The sequence below is a fragment of the Bacillus sp. HMA207 genome (assembly GCF_003402455.1).
GTDB classification, from domain to species: Bacteria; Bacillota; Bacilli; order Bacillales; family Bacillaceae_G; genus Bacillus_A; species Bacillus_A cereus.
In genome coordinates this window covers 1-22360 of the sequence record NZ_BEZT01000005.1, presented here as the reverse complement: position 1 = coordinate 22360, position 22360 = coordinate 1, and the positions used below count along the sequence as shown (strand labels likewise).

Below are 22360 nucleotides of genomic sequence, written 5' to 3'. Positions count from 1 at the left end.
TAGTTATGTTACATTAATGTTACAAACGTTACGTTATCAAAATTAATGTAACGTTAACATAAAAACTATGAAATAAACATTTCTTAGAAATTACATATAGATAACTTATAAAAAGGGAGGATAAATGATATGAAAGAGCAAGTATTACAAGTAACAAAAGGTGATTTCGTAGGATCAGCAAGTGGAGCGGTAGTATTAACAGCATTAATCGTATTTCTATCAAGCGTATTAGTATAATAGAAGTTTTGTAACAAAAGAAAAAGAAGGGAGAATGAAAGATATGAAAGAGCAAGTATTACAAGTAACAAAAGGTGACTTCGTAGGATCAGCAAGTGGAGCGGTAGTATTAACAGCGTTAATCGTATTTCTATCAAGCGTATTAGTATAATAGAAGCTTTGTAACAAAAGAAAAAAGAAGGGAGAATGAAAGATATGAAAGAGCAAGTATTACAAGTAACAAAAGGTGACTTCGTAGGATCAGCAAGTGGAGCAGTAGTATTAACAGCGTTAATCGTATTTCTATCAAGCGTATTAGTATAATAGAAGCTTTGTAACAAAGGAAAAAGAAGGGAGAATGAAAGATATGAAAGAGCAAGTATTACAAGTAACAAAAGGTGACTTCGTAGGATCAGCAAGTGGAGCGGTAGTATTAACAGCATTAATCGTATTTTTATCAAGTGTATTAGTATAATAGAAGTTTTAAATCAAACAAAAAAGGAAGGAGAATGAGGGATATGAACAGTGAACAAGTGTTTCAAGTAACAAAAACAGATTTATTAGGATCCTTAGGTGGAGCAGTAATATTAACATCATTTATTCTATTCCTTGCAAATGTATTAGTATGAGATATATAAATACAATCATTCAAAAAAAATAAAGACTCTAACGTATTAGTAAGTAGTTAATATGTTGGAGTCTTTTTTATATTCTTCTTATATCCCCTCAAGTATTAAAGTTACCTCATTATCCAGCATTCATGGCTAATTAAACGCTGCGGTTGAAACTTGATTCAACGAATAATCAAAAATCCACTGAATAAAATCCCGCTTTATTTCAAAGAGAAAAAAGTCGAATTTTATATGTAAGAAAAAAAGAGGAATTTGACAGAAAAGATAGAAAATTTTAAAGGTCAGAATTTGTTAGCTTGCTAACTAATTTCTATTAATTAATGTTGGAAGCGTTTTCGGTTGGTTTTAAGTATGGACCATTTAATCTATTTACAGGGGGATGAAGATATTATGAAACAAAAATCTATGGATACGCTAGCTGCACAAATGGAGGACTTTTTTCCAGTACGTGATGTAGATCATTTGGAATTTTACGTAGGGAATGCAAAGCAATCGAGTTATTATCTTGCGAGAGCGTTCGGATTCAAAATTGTGGCTTACTCTGGATTAGAAACTGGAAACCGTGAAAAGGTCTCTTATGTTCTTGTGCAAAAAAATATGCGTTTCGTTGTGTCTGGAGCTTTAAGTAGTGAAAATCGTATTGCAGAGTTTGTAAAGACTCATGGTGATGGCGTGAAGGATGTGGCACTACTTGTTGATGATGTTGATAAAGCATACTCAGAAGCAGTGAAACGTGGTGCCGTCGCAATTGCTCCACCGCAGGAATTAACAGATGAGGACGGTACATTGAAAAAAGCAGTTATTGGTACGTATGGTGATACAATTCATACGCTTGTAGAGCGTAAAAATTATAAAGGGGCATTTATGCCAGGATTCCAAAAGGTAGAATTTAATATTCCATTTGAAGAGTCTGGTTTAATTGCTGTTGATCATGTAGTTGGTAATGTTGAAAAAATGGAAGAGTGGGTTAGTTATTACGAGAATGTTATGGGCTTTAAACAAATGATTCATTTTGATGATGACGATATTAGTACAGAGTATTCGGCGTTAATGTCGAAAGTTATGACGAATGGAAGTCGTATTAAGTTTCCTATTAACGAACCAGCAGATGGAAAGAGAAAGTCACAAATTCAAGAGTATCTAGAATTCTATAATGGAGCTGGTGTACAACATCTTGCTTTATTAACAAGTGATATTGTTAAAACAGTTGAAGCGCTTCGTGCAAATGGTGTGGAGTTTTTAGATACACCTGATACTTATTATGATGAGTTAACTGCACGAGTTGGAAAAATCGATGAAGAAATTGATAAGTTAAAAGAATTAAAGATCTTAGTAGATCGTGATGATGAAGGTTACTTACTACAAATCTTTACGAAACCAATTGTAGATCGCCCGACTTTATTTATTGAAATCATTCAACGTAAAGGTTCTCGTGGATTTGGTGAAGGAAACTTTAAAGCGTTATTCGAATCAATTGAAAGAGAACAAGAGCGTCGCGGAAACTTATAAGATTTGTATCCACCAGCAAAAGTCCCTTTGCTGGTGGAAATTTCATTTTTATAAGGAGGAATCAGGATGAAATTTGTTACATTTCGTCTTCCTTCAAAAGAACTACGGGCTGGATGGCTTGAAGGTGACAAAGTAATAGATATGAATCTTGCTAGTGAAGGGAAAATCCCTTCTTCTATGATTGCTTTTTTAGAGAAAGCGGATGAGTATGTAGAAGTAGTGCGGAATATTAAGAATCCAAATAAGGGTATATATGCTTTAGAAGAAGTACAATTGACAGCTGCTCTTCCTAATCCGAGTAGTATTCGAGATTTTTACGCATTTGAACAACATGTAAAAACAGCTCGCGGACGAAGAGGATTAGATGTTGTGCCTGAATGGTATGATATTCCGGTTTTTTATTTTACTAATCATCGTGCTGTAATTGGTTCCAGTGATTTTGTAATTGGTCCGAAAAAGTCTAAAAAGCTTGATTATGAGTTGGAGATTGCTTGCGTAATAGGAAGAGAAGGGCGAAATATTTCTCGTGAGCAAGCAGAGGAATATATTTTTGGTTATTGTATTATGAACGACTGGAGTGCGAGAGACTTACAAGCAACAGAAATGAAAGTAGGTCTCGGTCCAGCGAAAGGAAAAGACTTTGCAACTTCTTTAGGAGCACATCTTGTTACGAAAGAGGAATTAGACGTTTATCGTAATGGTGATCGATATAATTTAGAAATGACTGCTCATGTAAATGGAAAACTATTATCAAAAGGAAACTTCCAAGATATTTACTATACATTTGCTGAAATGATTGAACGTGCTTCAGAGGACGTTACGTTATATCCAGGAGATGTGATTGGTTCTGGGACAGTAGGAACAGGATGTATTTTAGAACTGGGTACAGAAGAGTGGCTACAAGATGGAGATGTTGTAGAACTGTCGATTACTGGTTTAGGTACACTACGTAATACGATCAAAAAAGAAAAGGAAGCGGGTGATGGGCATGTTTTATCGTCACATGGGAGAACTACCTCATAAACGACATGTACAATTTCGTAAAAAAGATGGATCGCTTTATCGTGAACAGGTAATGGGAACAAAAGGTTTTTCTGGTACGCAGTCTATTTTGTATCATCATTATATGCCGACAGAAGTAGGTCATTCTGCATTATCGCATTCTTGTCAGTTGCAGTATGAAGAGGATGTTGCTCTTTCTCATCGCCACTTTCGAACGAAAGAAAGTAAAAAAAGTGGTGATGCAATAAGTGGACGGAATTTCATACTTGGAAATGAAGATTTATTAATTGGAGTAGTGAGTCCAACAGAAAAAATGGATTATTTCTATCGTAATGGTGATGGCGACGAAATGTTATTTGTTCATTATGGAACAGGGAAAATTGAAACGATGTTTGGAACGATTCACTATAGAAAAGGCGACTATGTAACGATTCCAATTGGAACGATTTATCGTGTTATTCCAGATGAAGGAGAGACTAAGTTTCTTGTTGTAGAGGCGAATAGCCAAATTACAACGCCGCGTCGTTATCGAAATGAATACGGACAATTGTTAGAGCATAGTCCGTTTTGTGAAAGAGATCTTCGTGGTCCAGAAAAATTAGAGACATATGATGAAAAAGGCGAGTTTGTCGTAATGACAAAATCAAGAGGCTATATGCATAAACATGTTTTAGGACACCACCCGTTAGATGTTGTGGGATGGGATGGCTATTTATATCCGTGGGTATTTAATGTAGAGGATTTTGAACCAATTACAGGGCGCATTCATCAGCCACCGCCAGTACATCAAACATTTGAAGGACATAATTTTGTTATTTGTTCTTTCGTACCACGTTTATACGATTATCATCCAGAGTCAATTCCGGCACCATATTATCATAGTAATGTTAATAGTGATGAAGTTCTTTACTATGTAGAAGGAAACTTTATGAGTCGCAAAGGTGTGGAAGAAGGTTCTATTACACTTCATCCGAGCGGGATTCCCCATGGGCCGCATCCGGGGAAAACAGAGGCAAGTATAGGGAAGAAAGAGACGCTTGAATTAGCTGTTATGATAGACACATTCCGTCCGCTTCGTATTGTAAAACAAGCACATGAAACAGAAGATGAAAAGTATATGTATAGCTGGATTGAACAAGGTTCATATACTGTGAAATAAGTAAAAAAGGCATGCTCTCAATAAGGGGGCATGCCTTTTTCACGGAATCGACATGTATAATAATACCAAAAAAATAATGGAAAGATATATAGAAAGAATAATAAGGGGCGTGCATATTCAGAAGAATTTCTACTTGTTTCGACAAAAGTATTGACTAGGAAAAGCGTAATGAGTAAAATAAAAAAGCGAATTAAAAATTTTCAGAAAATTTAAAACTTGGAGGAGTGAAAGATGAAGCAAATTTTTCAAAAGAAGCCAATTGCAAAGTTAATGCAAGAAAGTAAGCAAAAAACGTTAGCAAGAACATTGGGCGCGCTAGATTTAACTATGCTTGGAATCGGAGCAATTGTTGGAACTGGTATTTTTGTTCTAACGGGTGTTGTGGCAGCGAAACATTCTGGGCCAGCTATTATATTATCATTTGCGATTGCCGCTCTAGCTTGTGCCTTTGCTGCATTTTGTTATGCTGAATTTGCTTCTTCAGTTCCTGTCTCGGGCAGTGTGTATACGTATACATACGCGACGATGGGGGAAGTATTCGCATTTTTAATTGGCTGGGACTTAATGCTGGAATATTTACTTGCTACATCTGCTGTAGCGAACGGTTGGTCTGCATATTTTCAATCTTTATTAAAGGGGTTTGGAATTCATATTCCGACTATTCTCTCCTCGGCTCCTGGTACAGGTAAGGGTGGAATAATTGATCTACCTGCAGTTCTAATTATTTTAGTGATGACAGTTCTTTTATCTAGGGGTGTTCGTGAAAGTGCACGAGTAAATAACATTATGGTATTTATTAAAATAGCAGTTGTTCTTATTTTTATCTTTGCTGGTTTTAATTATGTGAAACCTGAAAACTGGACGCCTTTTATGCCATTTGGTTTAGATGGTGTAATGGCTGGAGCGGCTACAGTATTCTTCGCATTTATAGGATTTGATGCAGTTTCAACAGCGGCAGAAGAAGTGAAACGTCCGCAACGTGATTTACCAATTGGTATTATTGCATCGTTATTAATTTGTACAGTTCTTTATATCGTTGTTTCGCTTATTTTGACAGGAATTGTTCCATACGGACAGCTAAATATATCAGATCCAGTTGCTTTTGCACTTCAATTTATTGGACAAGATGGTTTAGCGGGGGTAATTTCGGTAGGAGCAATTACAGGAATTACAACAGTAATGCTAGTTATGATGTATGGGCAAGTTCGTGTTTCTTATGCGATGAGCCGAGATGGTTTACTGCCGAAACGTCTTGCTAAAGTTCATCCGAAATTTAAAACGCCATTTTTAAATACATGGACAACGGGAATTATTGCGGCACTGATTTCAGGATTAATAGATTTAAATGTTTTAGCACATCTTGTAAATATGGGGACATTGTCAGCATTTGCACTCGTAGCTGTTGCGGTAATCGTAATGAGAAGAACACATCCAGACTTACCAAGGGCATTTAAGGCTCCGCTTGTACCATTTTTACCAGCATTAACAGTGATCTTCTGTTTATACTTAATGCTTCAATTATCGGGGACAGCATGGATTAGTTTTGGGATATGGATGGTTATTGGTATAGCGGTTTACTTCTTATATAGCCGAAAACATAGTGCTTTAAATAATAGTAAAAAAGAAGAAGATGTTGCAAATTTATAAGTGAAAAAATCCATTCTAATTCTGTTAGAATGGATTTTTTATTTGAAAATTTACATTTTTCTGAACTTATTATAAGATAATTGTTGGCTAACTAAAGGGGTGAAATGATGAAAAATACGTGGCGTGAGTTAAGGGAGATGGACCGTAACGTATGGATTCGATTTATTGGAGAGACGTTAAATGGAATTGCAATGATGATGTTAATGCCTTTTTTTGCATTATATTTAAAAGATAAGGTGGATTCGTTGTTGGAAGTTGGGGTTATTATGGCGCTTTCTCCAATTGCTGCAAGTTTTGGATCACTTATAGGAGGGAGAATTGCTGACATATATGGAAGAAAGCCTATTATGATATTTTCTATGGCAAGTAATGCATTATTAATGCTCGGTTTTCTATTTATAGAAGGATTTATTCCATATGCAATTTTATCTATTTTTTTAGGGTTGAGTAATTCTTTATTTCATCCAGCTGCATCAGCTATGGTCGCGGATGTAACGGCACCAGAAAAAAGAACAGAGGCATATGGTTTATTACGAATGGGACACAATATAGGTGCTGCGATTGGTCCGATAATGGGAGCATCAGTAGTTGTGTTGTCAAAGAACCTTGTGTTTATTATTGCCTCTTCTACAATGCTATTTTATGCGTTACTTGTATTACTTCTTATTCAAGAGACGATGCCAAAAAGGACAGATAAGGAAGAACATAAAGAAAAGGAAGCTGGGGCAGTTTGGAAAATTGTAATGCGAGATAAGGTATTAATGATTTACTTATTAGCAGGCATTATCATTTCGATGGGGTTTTCTCAAACGGAAGGCATGTTGCCACTACATTTTGATAATGAAATGAAGCATATTTTTGGAACGAATAATCCATATCCATATTTAATGGCGTTAAACGGACTATTAGTTGTTTTATTCCAGTTTCAAATTTCAAAATGGGCTACGGATAAACCGGTCGGGAAGACGATGTTATATGGTGCATGTTTATTCGGGATTGGATTATTTTTTATAGGGTGGTTACCGAAGTGGTTTGGAGAATTTAATACAAATGCTACAATTATTTTAATAATATTACTGTTCGTTTATGCTATATATACGTTAGGTGAGATGATTATGTCGCCTGTACAGATGACATTTGTAGCAAATTTGGCCCCTGAGCATTTGAGAGGGACTTATATGGGAGCTGCAGGTTTGCAGTGGATTACAGGAAGCGCATTTGGTCCACTTTTGGGCGGTTTTTTATTAGATCGATTACTTGGTCACTTTCTATTTACAATTTTAGCTGTAGGATGTGTAGTTGCAGGTATTGTATATGTTTCTTTAGATCGCCTTGTGGAGCAAAGGCAAAAAGACACACTAACCAAACAATCTTCTTAGTGAATAGGTGACATACACAAAAAAGGGGATTTCTACATATTTTAGGTACATAACTAGATTAGATTGCCATTTTATTTTGTGTAGCTATATAGAAAATGAAATGAAAAACCAATAAGTGATGTTATTTAATTATTTATGGAAGTTACATTTTATTTCAAATAGGAACTACCTATTTTTATAAAAAGTGCTAAAATAGAAAAATGAAAACAATTGGTTAGGGTGATTTCATTGACGAAAATTAAATTAGGTTTATTATATGGTGGAAAATCAGCTGAGCATCAAGTTTCGCTACAGACGGCTCTTGCTGCTATTAAAGCGTTAAATCAAGATAAATTCGAGATTCATCCAATTTATATTACAGAACAAGGTCAATGGGTACGCGGTGAGCGTATTGAAGGCGAAGTAACAGATGTTGAAGCTTTAAAAATGAGCGGTGCAGAAAATGCGATTTCTCCGTTATCATTAAGTACAGAAATTATCCCATCTGCAGCTTCTGAGGAGAACGCTATTGACGTTATTTTCCCATTACTACATGGACCAAACGGTGAAGATGGAACGGTTCAAGGACTATTAGAATTAATGAATATCCCTTATGTAGGAAATGGTGTTCTAGCATCATCTGCTGGTATGGATAAAGTTGTTATGAAAAACATCTTTGCAGAGGCTGGTTTAAAACAAGCAAAATATGCATCCTTCATTCGTAGTGCATGGGAAAAAAATCGTGAGGAAGCTTATTCTAAAGTAGAAGATAAGTTAGGATATCCTTGCTTCGTAAAACCAGCGAACCTTGGTTCAAGTGTTGGTATTAATAAGTGTAAAAATCGTGAAGAACTTGAGGATGCATTTGTAGAGGCATTCCAATTTGATCGCAAAATTATTGTAGAAGAAAATATTGTAGGTCGTGAAGTAGAAGTTGGGGTACTAGGTAATGATGAGCCGAAATGTTCAGTTGTAGGTGAAATCGTTCCGAAAAAGGACTTCTATGATTATAAGTCGAAATATATCGATGGTGATACGGCGCTAATTATTCCAGCTGAAATGACAGAAGAAGAATCTAATGTAATTAAGCGTGATGCGATTATTGCATTCCAATCATTAGACGGTGCAGGTTTAACGCGAGCTGATTTCTTCTTAACGAAAGATGGAGAAGTGTATATTAACGAAGTAAACACAATGCCAGGATTTACACCGTTCAGTATGTTCCCTCTATTATGGCAACATACTGGGTTACCGTATCCAGAATTAATCGAAGAGCTAATTCGTTTAGCGATTGAACGTCACGAAGAAAAACAAAAAATTAAATATACAATCTAACAAAAAAGGAGGAAGCACTATTCATAGGAATAGTGCTTCCTCTATGTAAGGAGCGTTTATATATGATAAAGCGAATGTTAAAGCAAGTGGAACAGATGGTAAATGGTACTGAATTAGCAGAGCAATATGAGGGAATTACTATTCAAGGCGTGTCTATTGATACGAGAAAAATTGAAAAAGGAAACTTGTATGTTCCGATTCAAGGGGAGCGCTTCGATGGACATGCTTTTGTAGATAAAGCTGTTGAAAATGGAGCTGTGGCTACATTATGGATGAAAGATGTAGCGAATCCACCTGAGAATCTTCCGGTTATTTTTGTAGAAGACACGCTATCGGCATTGCAAATGTTAGCGAAAAACTATCGCGATCAATTGGATGTTAAAGTTGTAGGTGTAACGGGTAGTAACGGTAAAACATCTACGAAAGATATTGTAACAAGTCTTCTTGCGACTAAATTCAAAGTGCAAAAAACAGAAGGGAACTTCAATAACCATATCGGATTACCTCTTACCATTTTAAACTTAGAAGAAAATACAGAAGTAGCAGTATTAGAGATGGGTATGTCAAGCCGAGGCGAAATTGAATTCTTATCTAAGTTAGCTCGTCCTAATGCAGCTATCATTACAAATATTGGTGAGGCACATTTAATGGATTTAGGATCTCGTGAGGCAATTGCTGAGGCGAAATTAGAAATTGTTACAGGATTACAAGAAGGTGGCGTGTTCGTATATAACGGAGATGAGCCTTTATTAACGAATCGTGTTCCTGGAATGAATTTAGCAGCAGAAACGGTTACGTTTGGTGATGCAAGAGCAAACGATTATTATCCAACGACTGTAACATTACAAGCAACTGGGACACATTTCAAAATGAATAGAGATGAAAATATTTCATTCTACTTACCGGTGTTAGGAAAACATAATGTGTATAATACACTTGCTTCAATGGCAATTGCGAAACATTTTGGTGTAACGTGGGAAGAGATGAAAGAAGGTTTAGTAACACTTCAAATGACGGGCATGCGTATGGAAATTGTGAAAACAAATAGTGGTTTAACAATTATCAACGATGCTTATAATGCAAGCCCGACGGCTATGGAAGCAGCATTCCATTTAATGAATGGTTTAGATGGTTTTGCTAAAAAAATCGTTGTGCTCGGTGATATGTTAGAACTTGGAGATCAAGAAGTACAGTTCCATTATGAGGTAGGAAAATTAATTGATCCAGCAAAAATCTCACATGTATTCACATACGGTAGATTAGGGGCTCAAATTGCTGAAGGAGCGAAAATTAATTTCCCTAATGAACGTGTAAAGGCGTATGATAATAAAGAAGAGTTAGTAAAAGATTTACAAGCAGTAGTCGATGTGAAAGATGTTGTATTAATAAAAGCATCTCGCGGTATGAAATTAGAAGAAGTAATTACGATGTTGAAATAATTGGTGTATATAAATAGGGATGATAGTTACGAAAATAGAAGAAACTTATAATAAGCGCTTACAGTAAATATAAAAAAATAAAAGTGAAGAAAAAAACTCTGAATATGAAAATAAGGTAACAGTTGGGTTTGCTTTTTACACATACAAAACTTATAATTGATAAAGTGTAATAACGTTTAGAAGTATTTTCGTGAAGAATATACGCCCGTTTATATACGTGAGCATTCAGGAAAAGGGCTTTTCCGCAAATTCGGAAAACGCCTTTTTTTAAATGATAAGTATAGGATAGAAAAGGAGAAGTAACATTGACAACATTTCGAGAATTAGGATTAAGTGATTCTTTACTGCAATCTGTTGAAAGTATGGGCTTTGAAGAGGCTACACCAATTCAAGCTGAAACAATTCCACATGCATTGCAAGGTAAAGATATTATTGGGCAAGCGCAAACAGGTACAGGGAAAACAGCAGCATTCGGATTACCACTATTAGATAAAGTGGATACACATAAAGAATCGGTTCAAGGTATTGTTATCGCGCCAACGCGTGAATTAGCAATTCAAGTTGGAGAAGAATTATACAAAATTGGTAAGCATAAACGCGTTCGTATTTTACCAATTTATGGTGGTCAAGATATTAACCGCCAAATTCGTGCTCTAAAAAAACACCCACACATTATTGTTGGTACGCCGGGTCGTATTTTAGATCATATTAACCGTAAAACACTTCGTCTGCAAAACGTAGAGACAGTTGTTCTTGACGAAGCGGATGAAATGTTAAACATGGGCTTCATTGAAGACATTGAAGCAATTTTAACAGATGTGCCAGAAACACATCAAACATTACTATTCTCAGCGACAATGCCGGATCCAATCCGCCGTATTGCTGAGCGTTTCATGACTGAGCCTCAACACATTAAAGTAAAAGCAAAAGAAGTAACAATGCCAAACATTCAGCAGTTCTATTTAGAAGTGCAAGAAAAGAAAAAGTTTGACGTGTTAACACGCTTATTAGATATTCAATCTCCAGAGCTTGCAATCGTATTCGGTCGTACAAAGCGTCGTGTTGATGAATTATCAGAAGCATTAAACTTACGTGGTTATGCTGCAGAAGGTATTCACGGTGATTTAACTCAGGCGAAACGTATGTCTGTATTACGTAAATTTAAAGAAGGTTCTATTGAAGTTCTTGTTGCAACAGACGTTGCTGCACGTGGTCTTGATATTTCAGGCGTAACGCACGTATATAACTTCGATATTCCACAAGATCCAGAATCATACGTTCACCGTATCGGTCGTACTGGTCGTGCAGGTAAAAAAGGTATTGCAATGCTATTTGTAACACCACGTGAATCAGGACAATTAAAAAATATCGAGCGTACAACAAAACGTAAAATGGACCGTATGGATGCACCGACACTTGACGAGGCATTAGAAGGTCAACAACGTTTAATCGCTGAAAAGCTTCAAAGCACAATTGAAAATGAAAACTTAGCATACTACAAGCGTATTGCAGAAGAAATGTTAGAAGAAAATGACTCTGTAACAGTAGTAGCTGCTGCTTTAAAAATGATGACTAAAGAGCCGGATACAACTCCGATCGCTTTAACATCAGAACCACCTGTTGTTTCAAGAGGCGGCGGTTCTAAAAAACGCGGCGGTAACGGAGGCGGATACCGTGATGGTAACCGTAATCGTAGTCGTGATGCACGCGGCGGTGGCGATGGACGTAATCGTGACCGTAACCGTGATGGACGTAATCGTGACGGAAACCGTGATCGCAATCGTGATGGTAACCGCGATCGTAATCGTGATGGTGGTAGTCGTGGTCGTAGAGGTGAAGGCCAAGGTCGCCCTGGTTCTTCAAATGGACGCGGCGAAAGAAAACATCATAGCCGTCCACAAGCTTAATAAAAAAGAGAATGCCCTTTGCGGGCATTCTCTTTTTTTATTTCTATAATTGTGCATACTACATAATAGTTATGATAGAAAAGGGGCTGTTATATGCTTGTAAGGCTTGGTTACGTTGCGATGAGTGTACATTTGAAGAATGCATCTCCATCTCAAACGATGACGTATGCACAGTTTCAGAAATTAGATGATCGTGATGCTGCAATTCGTAAGCTTGAAAGAATTGCTAATTCCAATTTAGAAAATTGTTTACGTTTATTAAAGCATAATAAAGGGCATGACATATCTTTCTTTCGGCTCAGTTCAAAGCTCATTCCTTTAGCGAATCATGAGGAATTGCTAGAGTGGAACTATATTCGTCCGTTAAAAGAAAATTTAAAAAAACTAGGTGAATATGCAGTTCATATGAATATGAGAATTGATTTCCATCCAGATCATTTTGTTGTACTAAATTCACCTGAGGAGAGTGTTTTTAAACAATCTGTAAAAACATTGCAGATGCACAAAAAATTATTAAAAGGCATGGGGATTGAACATAAGCAACGATGTGTACTGCATGTTGGAGGAGGATATAAAGATAAGGAACTTGCATTAGAGCGCTTTATAGAGAATTGGTCGAATGTCCCAAGGGGTATTCAAGAAATGATTATATTAGAAAATGATGATACAACCTTTACGTTAGAGGAAACATTATATTTAGGAGAAAAATTAGATATTCCCGTCGTATTTGACTTGCATCACCATATGATGAATAATGAGCAAGAAGATTGGTATGAAGATTGGGCACGTGTTGTTCATACGTGGGAAACGTCTTTGTTGCCGATTAAAATGCATATCTCTAGCCCTAGAGAGGGAAAAGATCCAAGAGCTCATGCAGATTATATTAATGTAGACGCATTTTTATCTTTTTTAAGAAGGATAAAGGGAAGTGTTCCGCAAATTGATTGTATGATTGAGGCGAAGATGAAGGATGAGTCTTTATTTCAATTAATGAGAGATTTAAGTGAACAAGTAGATGTAGAAATTATCGATGGTGCAAGCTTTTATATTAAATAAGCTTTGCACCATCGTTTTTTTTTGTTAAAAAAGGGGTTAAAATGCCACCGGTTATTAAACCTGTTAAATGACTGATCGGATTGGCAGAAGGGTTAAAGAAAGTAAATAGCAGTAATAGAAGTATCATAATTGAGAAAATGGCAATTTCTTTTGGTTTTGAAGAGCGGTATCGATTGTACAATAAAAATAACTGTGCACCTAATAGTCCGAAAATACCACCTGATGCACCTGCGTGAATATATTCAAGCGGCATAATAATATAAGAAGAAATATTTCCAGAAATTCCAGAGAGAAAAAATAGAATAAAAAAAGAAAAGTGTCCGAGTTGCTTTTCGATAGAAGAACCAAGAGCAAACAAAAAAATACTATTAGAAAGAAAATGTTGTAAGTCTACGTGTACGAGAAGAGAAGTTATGACACGCCACCATTCTCCTTTCGCGATATATTCATTAGAGGCTGCCAGTGGTAAGAGAAAAAAGTCGCCTAATATCATCATGACTAAATGAATAAGCAGTAAGGTAAGAATAGTCGGTTGTAAAGAAATATGAGTGGATCTTATTAGCATACGGTTACTATCACCCCTTTTGCATCAGAAAGATTCTCTGTTATTCTTATCAATATGAAAGAAGAAAGTTAAATAGAAGAAGGGGATTTTGAAATGATTATAGGGATTGGTATCGATATTATTGAATTAAATCGTATTGAAAAAATGCTAGATGGAAAGCTTAAATTTATGGAACGTATTTTAACGGAAAATGAACGTAATGTTGCTATGGAGCTGAAAGGAAGTCGCCTTACAGAGTTTGTAGCTGGAAGGTTTGCAGCGAAAGAGGCGTATTCAAAAGCTGTAGGTACTGGTATCGGAAAAGAAGTGAGTTTTTTAGATATTGAAGTGAAAAATGATGAAAGAGGTAAGCCAATTCTGATTACAAGTACAGAGCATATTGTTCATTTATCAATTAGTCATAGTAAGGAATTTGCTGTTGCTCAAGTTGTTTTAGAAAGCTCGTCACGCTAGTCTGCATATTTTATATCTTTGTCTCATATATTTGAGGTAGCGATAAGGAAGGTACATCTTCCATTCATTTATAGGGGCAAAGGGGCTGAATTGATGAAAAGGCGTCTGTTTTTAGTTCTTGTCGGTTTATTGACCGTTTTTGTGTTGGCGGGTTGTATGGAAAAGAAGCAAGATGATGTCGTGAGAGATTTAGAATCAAAAGTAAAAGGGATGAAAAGTTATCAAGCTGAGGCAAAATTATCTATTAAAACAGGCAATGAGCCTCAAGAGTATAACGTAGAGATTTGGCATAAGGAACCGTCTTTTTATCGTGTGAATTTAAAAAATGCAAAAAAAGATCAGAGCCAAATTATTTTGAGAAATGAAGAAGGTGTATTTGTATTAACGCCAGCACTTAATAAGAGCTTCCGTTTTCAAAGTGATTGGCCGCAAAATAGTAGCCAGGCTTATTTATATGAATCACTTGTAAGAGATATTTTGCAGGACAAGAAAAACCTTACTTTTGAGAAAACAGATAAGTATTATATTTTTAAAACAAAAACAAACTATCAACATCAAAATATGTTGCCGAGACAAGAGATTACATTGAATAAGAGCGACTTGACTCCAGTTTCAGTGAAGTTAATGGATAATGATCAAAATGTTCTTGTGAAAGTAGATTTCTCTAAAGTGAAATTCGATGCGAAATTTGATAAAGGTGCATTTGATACGAAACAAAATATGTCTAGAGCGCAGGTAGATGTTCAAACAACAGCGAAAGAAGACAAACCGTTTGCTATTTTGTATCCACTTGATACACCACAAGGTATGACTCTGCAAGATGAAAAAGAGTTGAAGACAGACAGTGGCAAGCGTGCGATACTCACATACACTGGAAATAAGAAATCCTTTACTTTAATACAAGAAAAGGCAAAAGTTGCAGAGGCATCATCAGCGGTAAGTGTAAGTGGAGAACCAGTTGATCTTGGGTTTACGATTGGTGCATTAACAAAAGACTCTGTAACGTGGTCGCATAACGGAGTAGAATATATGCTCGTGTCTAAAGGTTTAGAGCCGAAGGAGCTGTTAATGGTTGCTCGTTCAGTTACAGCGAAGCAGGTGAAGTAAACTTCTTAGACGTGGTGATATATGTGCACCACGTCTTTTCTTAGTTTGAAGGTGGATTTCATAAAAGAAGCATATAAAAGAATAAGCTTCGCATATCGTGTATAAGGAAGTGTATTTATGGAAGAAGCACCATTTTACCGTGACACTTGGGTGGAAGTGGATTTAGATGCCATTTATAACAACGTTACACATATTAAAGAGTTCATCCCAAGTAATGTAGAGATTTTTGCTGTAGTTAAAGCAAACGCATATGGGCACGATTATGTACCGGTGGCTAAAACGGCATTAGAAGCAGGGGCAACAAGGTTAGCTGTTGCTTTTTTAGATGAGGCTTTAGTGCTTCGGAGGGCTGGTATTACTGAGCCGATTTTAGTGTTAGGTCCCTCGCCGCCGCGTGATGTAAATGTAGCTGCTGAAAATGATGTAGCGCTAACTGTTTTTCAAAAAGAATGGGTGGACGAAGCAATTAAACTTTGGGATGGTTCATCTGTAATGAAATTCCATATTAACTTTGATAGTGGTATGGGGAGAATTGGAATACGTGAAAGAAAAGAGCTAAAAGAATTTTTAAAGAGTTTAGAGGGTGCACCGTTTTTAGAGTTAGAAGGAGTATACACGCATTTTGCAACGGCAGATGAGGTTGAGACTTCGTATTTTGATAAGCAATATAACACGTTCTTAGAGCAGTTAAGTTGGTTGAAAGAATTCGGAGTGGATCCTAAGTTTGTTCATACAGCTAATAGTGCTGCCACGTTACGTTTTCAAGGGATTACATTTAATGCAGTGCGAATTGGGATTGCAATGTATGGATTATCTCCTTCTGTAGAAATACGTCCTTTTTTACCATTTGAATTAGAACCGGCGCTATCACTTCATACGAAAGTCGCTCATATTAAACAGGTAATTAAAGGTGATGGAATTAGTTATAACGTCACCTACCGAACGAAAACTGAAGAATGGATTGCGACTGTAGCGATTGGCTATGCAGATGGGTGGCTTAGAAGGTTACAAGGATTTGAAGTGCTTATAAATGGTAAAAGGGTACCGATTGTAGGGCGAGTAACAATGGATCAGTTCATGATTCATCTTCCTTGTGAAGTGCCACTTGGTACGAAAGTTACGCTTATTGGAAGGCAAGGAGATGAGTATATTAGCGCTACAGAGGTTGCGGAATACTCAGGGACTATTAATTATGAAATTATTGCAACGATCAGTTTCCGTGTGCCAAGAATATTTATACGGAATGGTAAGGTTGTAGAGATAATTAATTACTTGAACAATATATAGAAGGTAGTATGATTGCTTCTTGTCATTGGGGTGACTGTTCATTGCTGGATAATAAGCTCTTTTTGATGAGAAGCTTTTTACTTATAATCATTTTTTATATAAGTTGCACGTAAGTTTTGAAGAGGAGTTCTATTGTTTTTAGTGAGTTATGAGATAAAAAATTTAAGAAGATGAATGTTTTGTTTGTGAATTGGAAAACATAAGCAAGGAATAAGGAAGTCTTTGCAACAGGCTCCATACAATGGTATTATTACAATAGGTGTCATATATATATATGGGTGTGTAGTTGACGGTGGAGGTGTATTTTTGTGTCCGAATCAAGTGTAACTACTGAAATCGTGGTTCGGTTGCCAAAGCAAATGGTAACGGAATTGGACGGAATTGGAAAACAAGAGAATAAGAATCGCCATGAACTAATTTGCCAGGCAACACAATTGTTATTGCGTCAACATAAGACGAAGAAACGCTACCAACATGAATCAATGCGACGTGGGTACATTGAAATGGGAAAAATTAATCTTGGTATTGCATCTGAAGCTTTCTTAGCAGAGTATGAAGCAGCTCATACAGTAGAACGCTTAGTTAGCGGGGGGTAATATTTTGATTGTAAAACGCGGCGACGTGTATTTTGCAGACCTTTCCCCAGTTGTTGGTTCTGAGCAAGGAGGCGTTCGTCCGGTTCTTGTCATTCAAAATGACATCGGAAATCGTTTTAGTCCAACGGTGATTGTAGCGGCTATTACTGCACAGATTCAAAAAGCGAAATTACCCACTCATGTGGAAATTGATGCGAAAAAGTATGGTTTTGAGAGAGATTCTGTTATTTTACTTGAGCAGATTCGAACAATCGATAAGCAACGCTTAACGGACAAAATCACTCATTTGGATGAAGTGATGATGAGTCGTGTAGATGAAGCGTTACAAATTAGTTTAGGACTAATAGATTTTTAAATCGGCAGTTTAAGTTGCTCTCTTTGAAGGGCAACTTTTTTTATTATAGAGGAGGTTACGGTTGTATATGGAAATGGTAGATAATCGACAAGCGTTAATGAAAATGTTAGTGAAAGAATTAGGCTTTACCGAAAAGCAAGTTCGTCATGTTATTCAATTAACAGAAGAAGGTAACACAGTTCCATTTATTGCTCGTTACCGAAAAGAATGGACAGGCTCTTTAGATGAGGTGCAAATTCGTACGATTTTAGAGAGATGGCAATATATGATGCAACTTGAAGATAGGAAGGAAGAAGTTCTTCGTCTTATTGATGAGAAGGGGAAACTGACAGAAGAGCTACGACAGCAAATTGTTAAAGCTACAAAGTTGCAAGAAGTAGAAGATCTATATCGTCCATATAAAGAGAAAAGAAGAACGAAAGCGACAATTGCTAAAGAAAAAGGATTAGAACCATTAGCTGAATGGTTATTGTTATATAAGAAAGAAGATCCGGCTAAAAAGGCAGTGGAATTTATTAATGTAGAGAAAGAAGTGCAATCTGCAGAAGAAGCTTTACAAGGTGCACAAGACATTATTGCAGAAATGGTTTCAGATGAAGCTGCGTATCGTAGTTGGATTCGAAATGTTACTTTTAGAAAAGGTGTTATGTCTTCGTCCGTGAAAGATGAAGAAAAAGATGAAAAGAATATATATGAAATGTATTACAGTTATGAAGAACCATTGCAAAAAGTAGTACCACATCGTGTATTAGCAATGAATCGTGGCGAGAAAGAAGATATATTGAGAGTTGCTGTTGTTCCGCCAGTAGATGAGATAGTAACTTTCTTAAATAAGAAAGTAATTCGTGATAACGATTCGAAAAGTGCACATTATGTACAATTAGCGATTGAAGATGGTTATAAACGATTAATTCAATCTTCAATCGAAAGAGAGATTCGTAAAGAATTAACAGAAACAGCTGAAGAACAAGCAATACATATTTTCTCTGAGAACTTACGTAACTTATTATTACAACCTCCGATGAAAGGGAAAGTCGTGCTAGCGGTAGATCCGGCATATAGAACTGGTTGTAAATTATCTGTAGTAGATGATACGGGGAAAGTACTACATATCGATGTTATTTATCCGCATCCACCTGTTCGTAAATATGATGATGCAAAAACGAAAGTTCTTTCTATTATAGATAAATATCAAGTTGAAATGATTGCAATTGGTAATGGGACAGCATCTAGAGAAACAGAAGAGTTTATAGTAGATGTATTACAAAGTGTGAACCGAGATGTCTTTTATATTATTGTAAATGAAGCGGGTGCTAGTGTGTATTCAGCTTCTGATTTAGCCCGTGAGGAATTCCCAAATTTACAAGTTGAAGAGAGAAGTGCCGTTTCTATTGGGAGACGTCTGCAAGATCCACTTGCTGAACTTGTGAAAATTGATCCTAAATCAGTTGGGGTTGGACAATACCAACATGATGTATCTCAAAAGAGACTGAATGAGTCATTAACATTTGTAGTAGAAACAGCTGTTAACCAAGTTGGGGTTAATGTAAATACGGCTTCGGTTGCATTGTTACAATATGTTTCAGGTTTATCGAAAACTGTTGCGAAAAATATTGTGGCAAAGAGAGAAGAAGATGGGAAATTCACGAAGCGCACGGAATTAAAGAAAATCCCACGTTTAGGTGCAAAGACGTATGAACAATGTATAGGTTTCTTACGTATACTAGAAGGAGCGAATCCATTAGATCGAACAGGTATTCATCCAGAGCAATATAAAAATGTTGAATTATTATTGAAGAGTCTAGGGTTATCGATAGATGACGTAGGACAACCGCAATTACAAAAGAGATTGGAAGAAGTAGAGATTTCTAAGTTATCTCAAGAAACAGGAGTTGGGGAGCCGACGTTAGTTGATATTATAGATGCGCTTATTAGTCCAGAACGCGATATGAGGGATGAGTTGCCTAAACCACTTCTGAAAAAAGGGATTTTGAAATTAGAAGATTTAAAACGTGGTATGGAATTAGAAGGAACAGTTCGTAACGTTGTTGATTTTGGTGCTTTTGTTGATGTTGGCGTAAAGCAAGATGGTTTAGTACATATTTCTAAACTTAGCAAACAGTTTGTAAAGCATCCGTTAGATGTTGTATCAGTAGGGAAAATTGTAAAAGTATGGGTAGATGATATTGATACAAAAAAAGGACGCGTTGCACTATCTATGTTGCCGATTGAATAGTAAGAGAAGAGAGCAGATGAAACTGCTCTTTTTTTATGGAATAAAAAGTGTAATGGATTATGAGCTTTGATGTATTTTGCTATAATAAAACCAGCATTCATTTAATAACTTAATTTGATACCGGTTTTTTTCGAAATATGCACGTTGCATTTGTTTTTTTAGCCACGTAGGCATAGGAATCCCTCCTTGTTTAATCCTGCTCTCAAAAATCTAAAATGCTATTGATGAGAGGTTGGTGAGTGGATTTCTATTCATGTTTTGTTTTTAGAAACCACGCTTCTTACATGAGGATGGGTATATGTACTATTTAATATATGTATAAGAAGGGAGAAAAGTGTAAAAATATTTTTTTGTTTAGGAGGAATGAGAGTGGATGAGCAAGAAATTCAGCGACTAGTGGAAGAAGTGTCACTACAATACTTTGAGATGCCGTTCTTACATAAAGCGGTGTTTAATAATAGATTACGTACAACTGGTGGGCGTTATTTATTGAAGAGTCATAATATCGAATTGAATTATCGATATTACGAAGTGTATGGTGAAGAAGAGTTAGTCGGGATTATTAAACATGAGCTTTGTCATTATCACTTACATATTGCAGGAAGAGGGTATAAGCACAGGGAAAGGGATTTTCGTGAGTTGTTAAAGAAAGTTGATGCACCACGTTTTTGTAAACGAATGATTAATGAAGAGAAGGAAAAAAAGATTTATAAGTATGAATGTATGGAGTGTTCACTTCAATATGTAAGAAGGCGTCAAATAAATACAAAAAGATATGTCTGTGGAAAGTGTAAAGGGAAACTCAAACCGATATCGAAAACATCTTGACAGTAAAAACGCAATCCAGTATATTATAAACATGTCACGTTTGAACAAGATGTTGTTAAAAACTTCTTGACTTACAGAGAGAATTTTTATAAGATACAAATTGTCTTCATTATTCCGCAGTAGCTCAGTGGTAGAGCTATCGGCTGTTAACCGATCGGTCGTAGGTTCGAGTCCTACCTGCGGAGCCATACAGAGAAGTACCCAAGTGGCTCAAGGGGCTCCCCTGCTAAGGGAGTAGATCGCTAACGCGGTGCGAGGGTTCGAATCCCTTCTTCTCTGCCATACATATTGGCCCGTTGGTCAAGTGGTTAAGACACCGCCCTTTCACGGCGGTAACACGGGTTCGAATCCCGTACGGGTCACCACTTCGGAGGATTAGCTCAGCTGGGAGAGCACCTGCCTTACAAGCAGGGGGTCGGCGGTTCGATCCCGTCATCCTCCACCATATAATTTTATATGAATAGTATTGTCGCGGGGTGGAGCAGCACGGTAGCTCGTCGGGCTCATAACCCGAAGGTCGCAGGTTCAAATCCTGTCCCCGCAACCAAATGGTCCCGTGGTGTAGTGGTTAACATGCCTGCCTGTCACGCAGGAGATCGCCGGTTCGACCCCGGTCGGGACCGCCATTTTAACTTCTGCTATATAGCAGTTGTTTTTTATTGGATATTATGTTACAATAACATTTGTCTTTGAAAAGAAGATTATTATTTCGATGGGCTATAGCCAAGCGGTAAGGCAACGGACTTTGACTCCGTCATGCGCTGGTTCGAATCCAGCTAGCCCAGCCATTTACGAGCCATTAGCTCAGTTGGTAGAGCATCTGACTTTTAATCAGAGGGTCGAAGGTTCGAGTCCTTCATGGCTCACTTTTGTTTTTTCCGCGCGGTCGTGGCGGAACGGCAGACGCGCTAGGTTGAGGGCCTAGTGGGGGAAACCCCGTGGAGGTTCAAGTCCTCTCGGCCGCATCAAAAAAATCTTAAAAAAGTACTTGCATTTGAAAATGTAGTATGATAAGATAATTGAGTCGCCAAATTACAACGACGAAAAAACATCATGAATAAGCGCCCGTAGCTCAATTGGATAGAGCGTTTGACTACGGATCAAGAGGTTAGGGGTTCGACTCCTCTCGGGCGCGCCAATTACGGGAAGTGGCTCAGCTTGGTAGAGCACCTGGTTTGGGACCAGGGGGTCGCAGGTTCAAATCCTGTCTTCCCGACCACGCGGGTGTAGTTTAGTGGTAAAACAAGAGCCTTCCAAGCTCTGGTCGAGAGTTCGATTCTCTTCACCCGCTTTTAGTTCTTTGAAAACTGAACGAAACAAACAACGTGAAACGTCAATTTTTATTTTAGATGCTAGACAAACTAACTTTATTGGAGAGTTTGATCCTGGCTCAGGATGAACGCTGGCGGCGTGCCTAATACATGCAAGTCGAGCGAATGGATTAAGAGCTTGCTCTTATGAAGTTAGCGGCGGACGGGTGAGTAACACGTGGGTAACCTGCCCATAAGACTGGGATAACTCCGGGAAACCGGGGCTAATACCGGATAACATTTTGAACTGCATGGTTCGAAATTGAAAGGCGGCTTCGGCTGTCACTTATGGATGGACCCGCGTCGCATTAGCTAGTTGGTGAGGTAACGGCTCACCAAGGCAACGATGCGTAGCCGACCTGA

Annotated in this window: 23 protein-coding genes, 12 tRNA genes and 1 rRNA gene; 34 read left to right on the top strand and 2 right to left on the bottom strand. The window is 37.2% G+C overall.

Going from position 1 to position 22360, the window contains the following annotated elements; genetic code table 11:
- Window positions 1-129 precede the first annotated feature (129 nt).
- The 14 genes from HMAS_RS25715 (at window position 130) to uvsE (ending at window position 13260) form a co-directional block, all read left to right on the top strand.
- On the top strand, window positions 130-237 hold the full coding sequence (locus HMAS_RS25715) for a DUF3948 family protein (RefSeq protein WP_000664237.1): 108 nt from the start codon (window positions 130-132) through the stop codon (window positions 235-237).
- Window positions 238-271: 34 nt separating this feature from the next.
- Window positions 272-388 carry a DUF3948 family protein gene (locus HMAS_RS25710; protein ID WP_000654250.1) on the top strand — a complete coding sequence of 39 codons (117 nt, stop codon included), beginning with the start codon at window positions 272-274 and terminating at the stop codon, window positions 386-388.
- A gap of 44 nt (window positions 389-432) precedes the next feature.
- A complete protein-coding gene (locus tag HMAS_RS25705) occupies window positions 433-540 on the top strand; it encodes a DUF3948 family protein (protein WP_000664237.1) in 108 nt (35 codons plus the stop codon).
- A 34-nt stretch (window positions 541-574) separates the two neighbouring features.
- Window positions 575-691 (top strand): DUF3948 family protein, encoded by a 117-nt coding sequence (locus HMAS_RS25700; protein WP_000654250.1) that lies wholly within the window; start codon window positions 575-577, stop codon window positions 689-691.
- Window positions 692-734: 43 nt separating this feature from the next.
- A complete protein-coding gene (locus HMAS_RS25695) occupies window positions 735-845 on the top strand; it encodes a DUF3948 family protein (protein ID WP_001083690.1) in 111 nt (36 codons plus the stop codon).
- 393 nt (window positions 846-1238) lie between these two features.
- The gene (hppD, locus tag HMAS_RS25690) at window positions 1239-2357 is read left to right on the top strand and encodes a 4-hydroxyphenylpyruvate dioxygenase (RefSeq protein ID WP_000810922.1); all 1119 of its coding nucleotides are present in this window, start codon (window positions 1239-1241) and stop codon (window positions 2355-2357) included.
- A 66-nt stretch (window positions 2358-2423) separates the two neighbouring features.
- A complete protein-coding gene (locus HMAS_RS25685) occupies window positions 2424-3380 on the top strand; it encodes a fumarylacetoacetate hydrolase family protein (RefSeq protein ID WP_000674004.1) in 957 nt (318 codons plus the stop codon).
- On the top strand, window positions 3346-4518 hold the full coding sequence (locus HMAS_RS25680; RefSeq protein WP_013141710.1) for a homogentisate 1,2-dioxygenase: 1173 nt from the start codon (window positions 3346-3348) through the stop codon (window positions 4516-4518). The genes HMAS_RS25685 and HMAS_RS25680 overlap by 35 nt, the downstream gene beginning before the upstream one ends.
- Before the next feature lie 231 nt (window positions 4519-4749).
- On the top strand, window positions 4750-6165 hold the full coding sequence (locus HMAS_RS25675; RefSeq protein WP_000809361.1) for an amino acid permease: 1416 nt from the start codon (window positions 4750-4752) through the stop codon (window positions 6163-6165).
- A 107-nt stretch (window positions 6166-6272) separates the two neighbouring features.
- Entirely contained in the window at window positions 6273-7544 is a 1272-nt protein-coding gene (locus tag HMAS_RS25670; RefSeq protein WP_046392318.1) for an MDR family MFS transporter, read from the top strand.
- Between the two features lie 228 nt (window positions 7545-7772).
- The gene (locus HMAS_RS25665) at window positions 7773-8858 is read left to right on the top strand and encodes a D-alanine--D-alanine ligase (RefSeq protein ID WP_000161427.1); all 1086 of its coding nucleotides are present in this window, start codon (window positions 7773-7775) and stop codon (window positions 8856-8858) included.
- Between the two features lie 62 nt (window positions 8859-8920).
- Complete coding sequence (murF, locus tag HMAS_RS25660) at window positions 8921-10297, top strand: UDP-N-acetylmuramoyl-tripeptide--D-alanyl-D-alanine ligase (protein ID WP_000595957.1); 1377 nt, start codon at window positions 8921-8923, stop codon at window positions 10295-10297.
- A gap of 305 nt (window positions 10298-10602) precedes the next feature.
- A complete protein-coding gene (locus HMAS_RS25655; protein ID WP_000206585.1) occupies window positions 10603-12204 on the top strand; it encodes a DEAD/DEAH box helicase in 1602 nt (533 codons plus the stop codon).
- A 93-nt stretch (window positions 12205-12297) separates the two neighbouring features.
- Window positions 12298-13260, top strand: coding sequence for a UV DNA damage repair endonuclease UvsE (gene uvsE / locus HMAS_RS25650; protein WP_000961166.1), 963 nt, complete (start codon window positions 12298-12300; stop codon window positions 13258-13260).
- On the opposite strand, the gene HMAS_RS25645 is transcribed toward uvsE, so the two are convergent.
- The gene (locus HMAS_RS25645) at window positions 13253-13825 is read right to left on the bottom strand and encodes a rhomboid family intramembrane serine protease (RefSeq protein ID WP_000908523.1); all 573 of its coding nucleotides are present in this window, start codon (window positions 13823-13825) and stop codon (window positions 13253-13255) included. The two genes, uvsE and HMAS_RS25645, sit on opposite strands and share 8 nt — an antisense overlap.
- 93 nt (window positions 13826-13918) lie before the next feature.
- Between HMAS_RS25645 and acpS the strand changes: the two genes are divergently transcribed.
- From acpS to HMAS_RS25615, 6 genes are all read left to right on the top strand, one after another.
- Window positions 13919-14278 (top strand): holo-ACP synthase, encoded by a 360-nt coding sequence (acpS, locus tag HMAS_RS25640; protein WP_000583415.1) that lies wholly within the window; start codon window positions 13919-13921, stop codon window positions 14276-14278.
- Between the two features lie 156 nt (window positions 14279-14434).
- On the top strand, window positions 14435-15385 hold the full coding sequence (locus HMAS_RS25635) for a LolA family protein (protein ID WP_002004297.1): 951 nt from the start codon (window positions 14435-14437) through the stop codon (window positions 15383-15385).
- 117 nt (window positions 15386-15502) lie between these two features.
- Window positions 15503-16672, top strand: a complete 1170-nt coding sequence (alr, locus tag HMAS_RS25630; RefSeq protein WP_000390615.1) for an alanine racemase — start codon at window positions 15503-15505, stop codon at window positions 16670-16672.
- 308 nt (window positions 16673-16980) lie between these two features.
- A complete protein-coding gene (locus HMAS_RS25625; RefSeq protein ID WP_000004570.1) occupies window positions 16981-17268 on the top strand; it encodes an antitoxin EndoAI in 288 nt (95 codons plus the stop codon).
- Between the two features lie 4 nt (window positions 17269-17272).
- Window positions 17273-17623, top strand: coding sequence for a type II toxin-antitoxin system endoribonuclease NdoA (gene ndoA, locus HMAS_RS25620; protein WP_000635965.1), 351 nt, complete (start codon window positions 17273-17275; stop codon window positions 17621-17623).
- Between the two features lie 67 nt (window positions 17624-17690).
- On the top strand, window positions 17691-19859 hold the full coding sequence (locus HMAS_RS25615) for a Tex family protein (protein WP_044306890.1): 2169 nt from the start codon (window positions 17691-17693) through the stop codon (window positions 19857-19859).
- Between the two features lie 57 nt (window positions 19860-19916).
- Here the strand turns inward: HMAS_RS25615 and cmpA are convergent, their stop codons facing one another.
- Window positions 19917-20033: a cortex morphogenetic protein CmpA gene (cmpA, locus tag HMAS_RS25610; RefSeq protein ID WP_001143642.1), complete on the bottom strand. Its 117-nt coding sequence runs from the start codon at window positions 20031-20033 to the stop codon at window positions 19917-19919.
- A 195-nt stretch (window positions 20034-20228) separates the two neighbouring features.
- Between cmpA and HMAS_RS25605 the strand changes: the two genes are divergently transcribed.
- From HMAS_RS25605 to HMAS_RS25540, 14 genes are all read left to right on the top strand, one after another.
- Window positions 20229-20687 (top strand): SprT family protein, encoded by a 459-nt coding sequence (locus HMAS_RS25605; protein WP_044306889.1) that lies wholly within the window; start codon window positions 20229-20231, stop codon window positions 20685-20687.
- Between the two features lie 113 nt (window positions 20688-20800).
- Window positions 20801-20875, top strand: a tRNA-Asn gene (locus HMAS_RS25600).
- Between the two features lie 3 nt (window positions 20876-20878).
- Window positions 20879-20969 (top strand) — tRNA-Ser (locus tag HMAS_RS25595).
- Window positions 20970-20977: 8 nt separating this feature from the next.
- Window positions 20978-21052: transfer RNA gene (locus tag HMAS_RS25590), tRNA-Glu, on the top strand.
- A gap of 4 nt (window positions 21053-21056) precedes the next feature.
- Window positions 21057-21132 (top strand) — tRNA-Val (locus HMAS_RS25585).
- 25 nt (window positions 21133-21157) lie between these two features.
- A tRNA-Met gene (locus HMAS_RS25580) sits at window positions 21158-21234 on the top strand.
- Between the two features lie 3 nt (window positions 21235-21237).
- Window positions 21238-21313, top strand: a tRNA-Asp gene (locus HMAS_RS25575).
- A gap of 87 nt (window positions 21314-21400) precedes the next feature.
- Window positions 21401-21475: transfer RNA gene (locus tag HMAS_RS25570), tRNA-Gln, on the top strand.
- A 5-nt stretch (window positions 21476-21480) separates the two neighbouring features.
- Window positions 21481-21553: transfer RNA gene (locus HMAS_RS25565), tRNA-Lys, on the top strand.
- A gap of 16 nt (window positions 21554-21569) precedes the next feature.
- Window positions 21570-21652 (top strand) — tRNA-Leu (locus HMAS_RS25560).
- A 96-nt stretch (window positions 21653-21748) separates the two neighbouring features.
- Window positions 21749-21825: transfer RNA gene (locus HMAS_RS25555), tRNA-Arg, on the top strand.
- Window positions 21826-21829: 4 nt separating this feature from the next.
- A tRNA-Pro gene (locus HMAS_RS25550) sits at window positions 21830-21906 on the top strand.
- Window position 21907: 1 nt separating this feature from the next.
- Window positions 21908-21978, top strand: a tRNA-Gly gene (locus HMAS_RS25545).
- Window positions 21979-22054: 76 nt separating this feature from the next.
- Window positions 22055-22360, top strand: a 16S ribosomal RNA gene (locus tag HMAS_RS25540); the annotation flags it as partial.

Coding starts and splice junctions, on each gene's coding strand:
- HMAS_RS25710 (WP_000654250.1), top strand. CDS start 272: ATGAAAGATATGAAAGAGCAAGTATTACAAGTAACAAAAGGTGACTTC.
- HMAS_RS25675 (WP_000809361.1), top strand. CDS start 4,750: ATGAAGCAAATTTTTCAAAAGAAGCCAATTGCAAAGTTAATGCAAGAA.
- HMAS_RS25635 (WP_002004297.1), top strand. CDS start 14,435: ATGGAAAAGAAGCAAGATGATGTCGTGAGAGATTTAGAATCAAAAGTA.
- HMAS_RS25680 (WP_013141710.1), top strand. CDS start 3,346: ATGTTTTATCGTCACATGGGAGAACTACCTCATAAACGACATGTACAA.
- HMAS_RS25705 (WP_000664237.1), top strand. CDS start 433: ATGAAAGAGCAAGTATTACAAGTAACAAAAGGTGACTTCGTAGGATCA.
- cmpA (WP_001143642.1), bottom strand. CDS start 20,033: ATGCCTACGTGGCTAAAAAAACAAATGCAACGTGCATATTTCGAAAAA.
- alr (WP_000390615.1), top strand. CDS start 15,503: ATGGAAGAAGCACCATTTTACCGTGACACTTGGGTGGAAGTGGATTTA.
- hppD (WP_000810922.1), top strand. CDS start 1,239: ATGAAACAAAAATCTATGGATACGCTAGCTGCACAAATGGAGGACTTT.
- HMAS_RS25645 (WP_000908523.1), bottom strand. CDS start 13,825: ATGCTAATAAGATCCACTCATATTTCTTTACAACCGACTATTCTTACC.
- murF (WP_000595957.1), top strand. CDS start 8,921: ATGATAAAGCGAATGTTAAAGCAAGTGGAACAGATGGTAAATGGTACT.
- HMAS_RS25685 (WP_000674004.1), top strand. CDS start 2,424: ATGAAATTTGTTACATTTCGTCTTCCTTCAAAAGAACTACGGGCTGGA.
- HMAS_RS25700 (WP_000654250.1), top strand. CDS start 575: ATGAAAGATATGAAAGAGCAAGTATTACAAGTAACAAAAGGTGACTTC.
- uvsE (WP_000961166.1), top strand. CDS start 12,298: ATGCTTGTAAGGCTTGGTTACGTTGCGATGAGTGTACATTTGAAGAAT.
- HMAS_RS25715 (WP_000664237.1), top strand. CDS start 130: ATGAAAGAGCAAGTATTACAAGTAACAAAAGGTGATTTCGTAGGATCA.
- HMAS_RS25670 (WP_046392318.1), top strand. CDS start 6,273: ATGAAAAATACGTGGCGTGAGTTAAGGGAGATGGACCGTAACGTATGG.
- HMAS_RS25695 (WP_001083690.1), top strand. CDS start 735: ATGAACAGTGAACAAGTGTTTCAAGTAACAAAAACAGATTTATTAGGA.
- acpS (WP_000583415.1), top strand. CDS start 13,919: ATGATTATAGGGATTGGTATCGATATTATTGAATTAAATCGTATTGAA.
- HMAS_RS25615 (WP_044306890.1), top strand. CDS start 17,691: ATGGAAATGGTAGATAATCGACAAGCGTTAATGAAAATGTTAGTGAAA.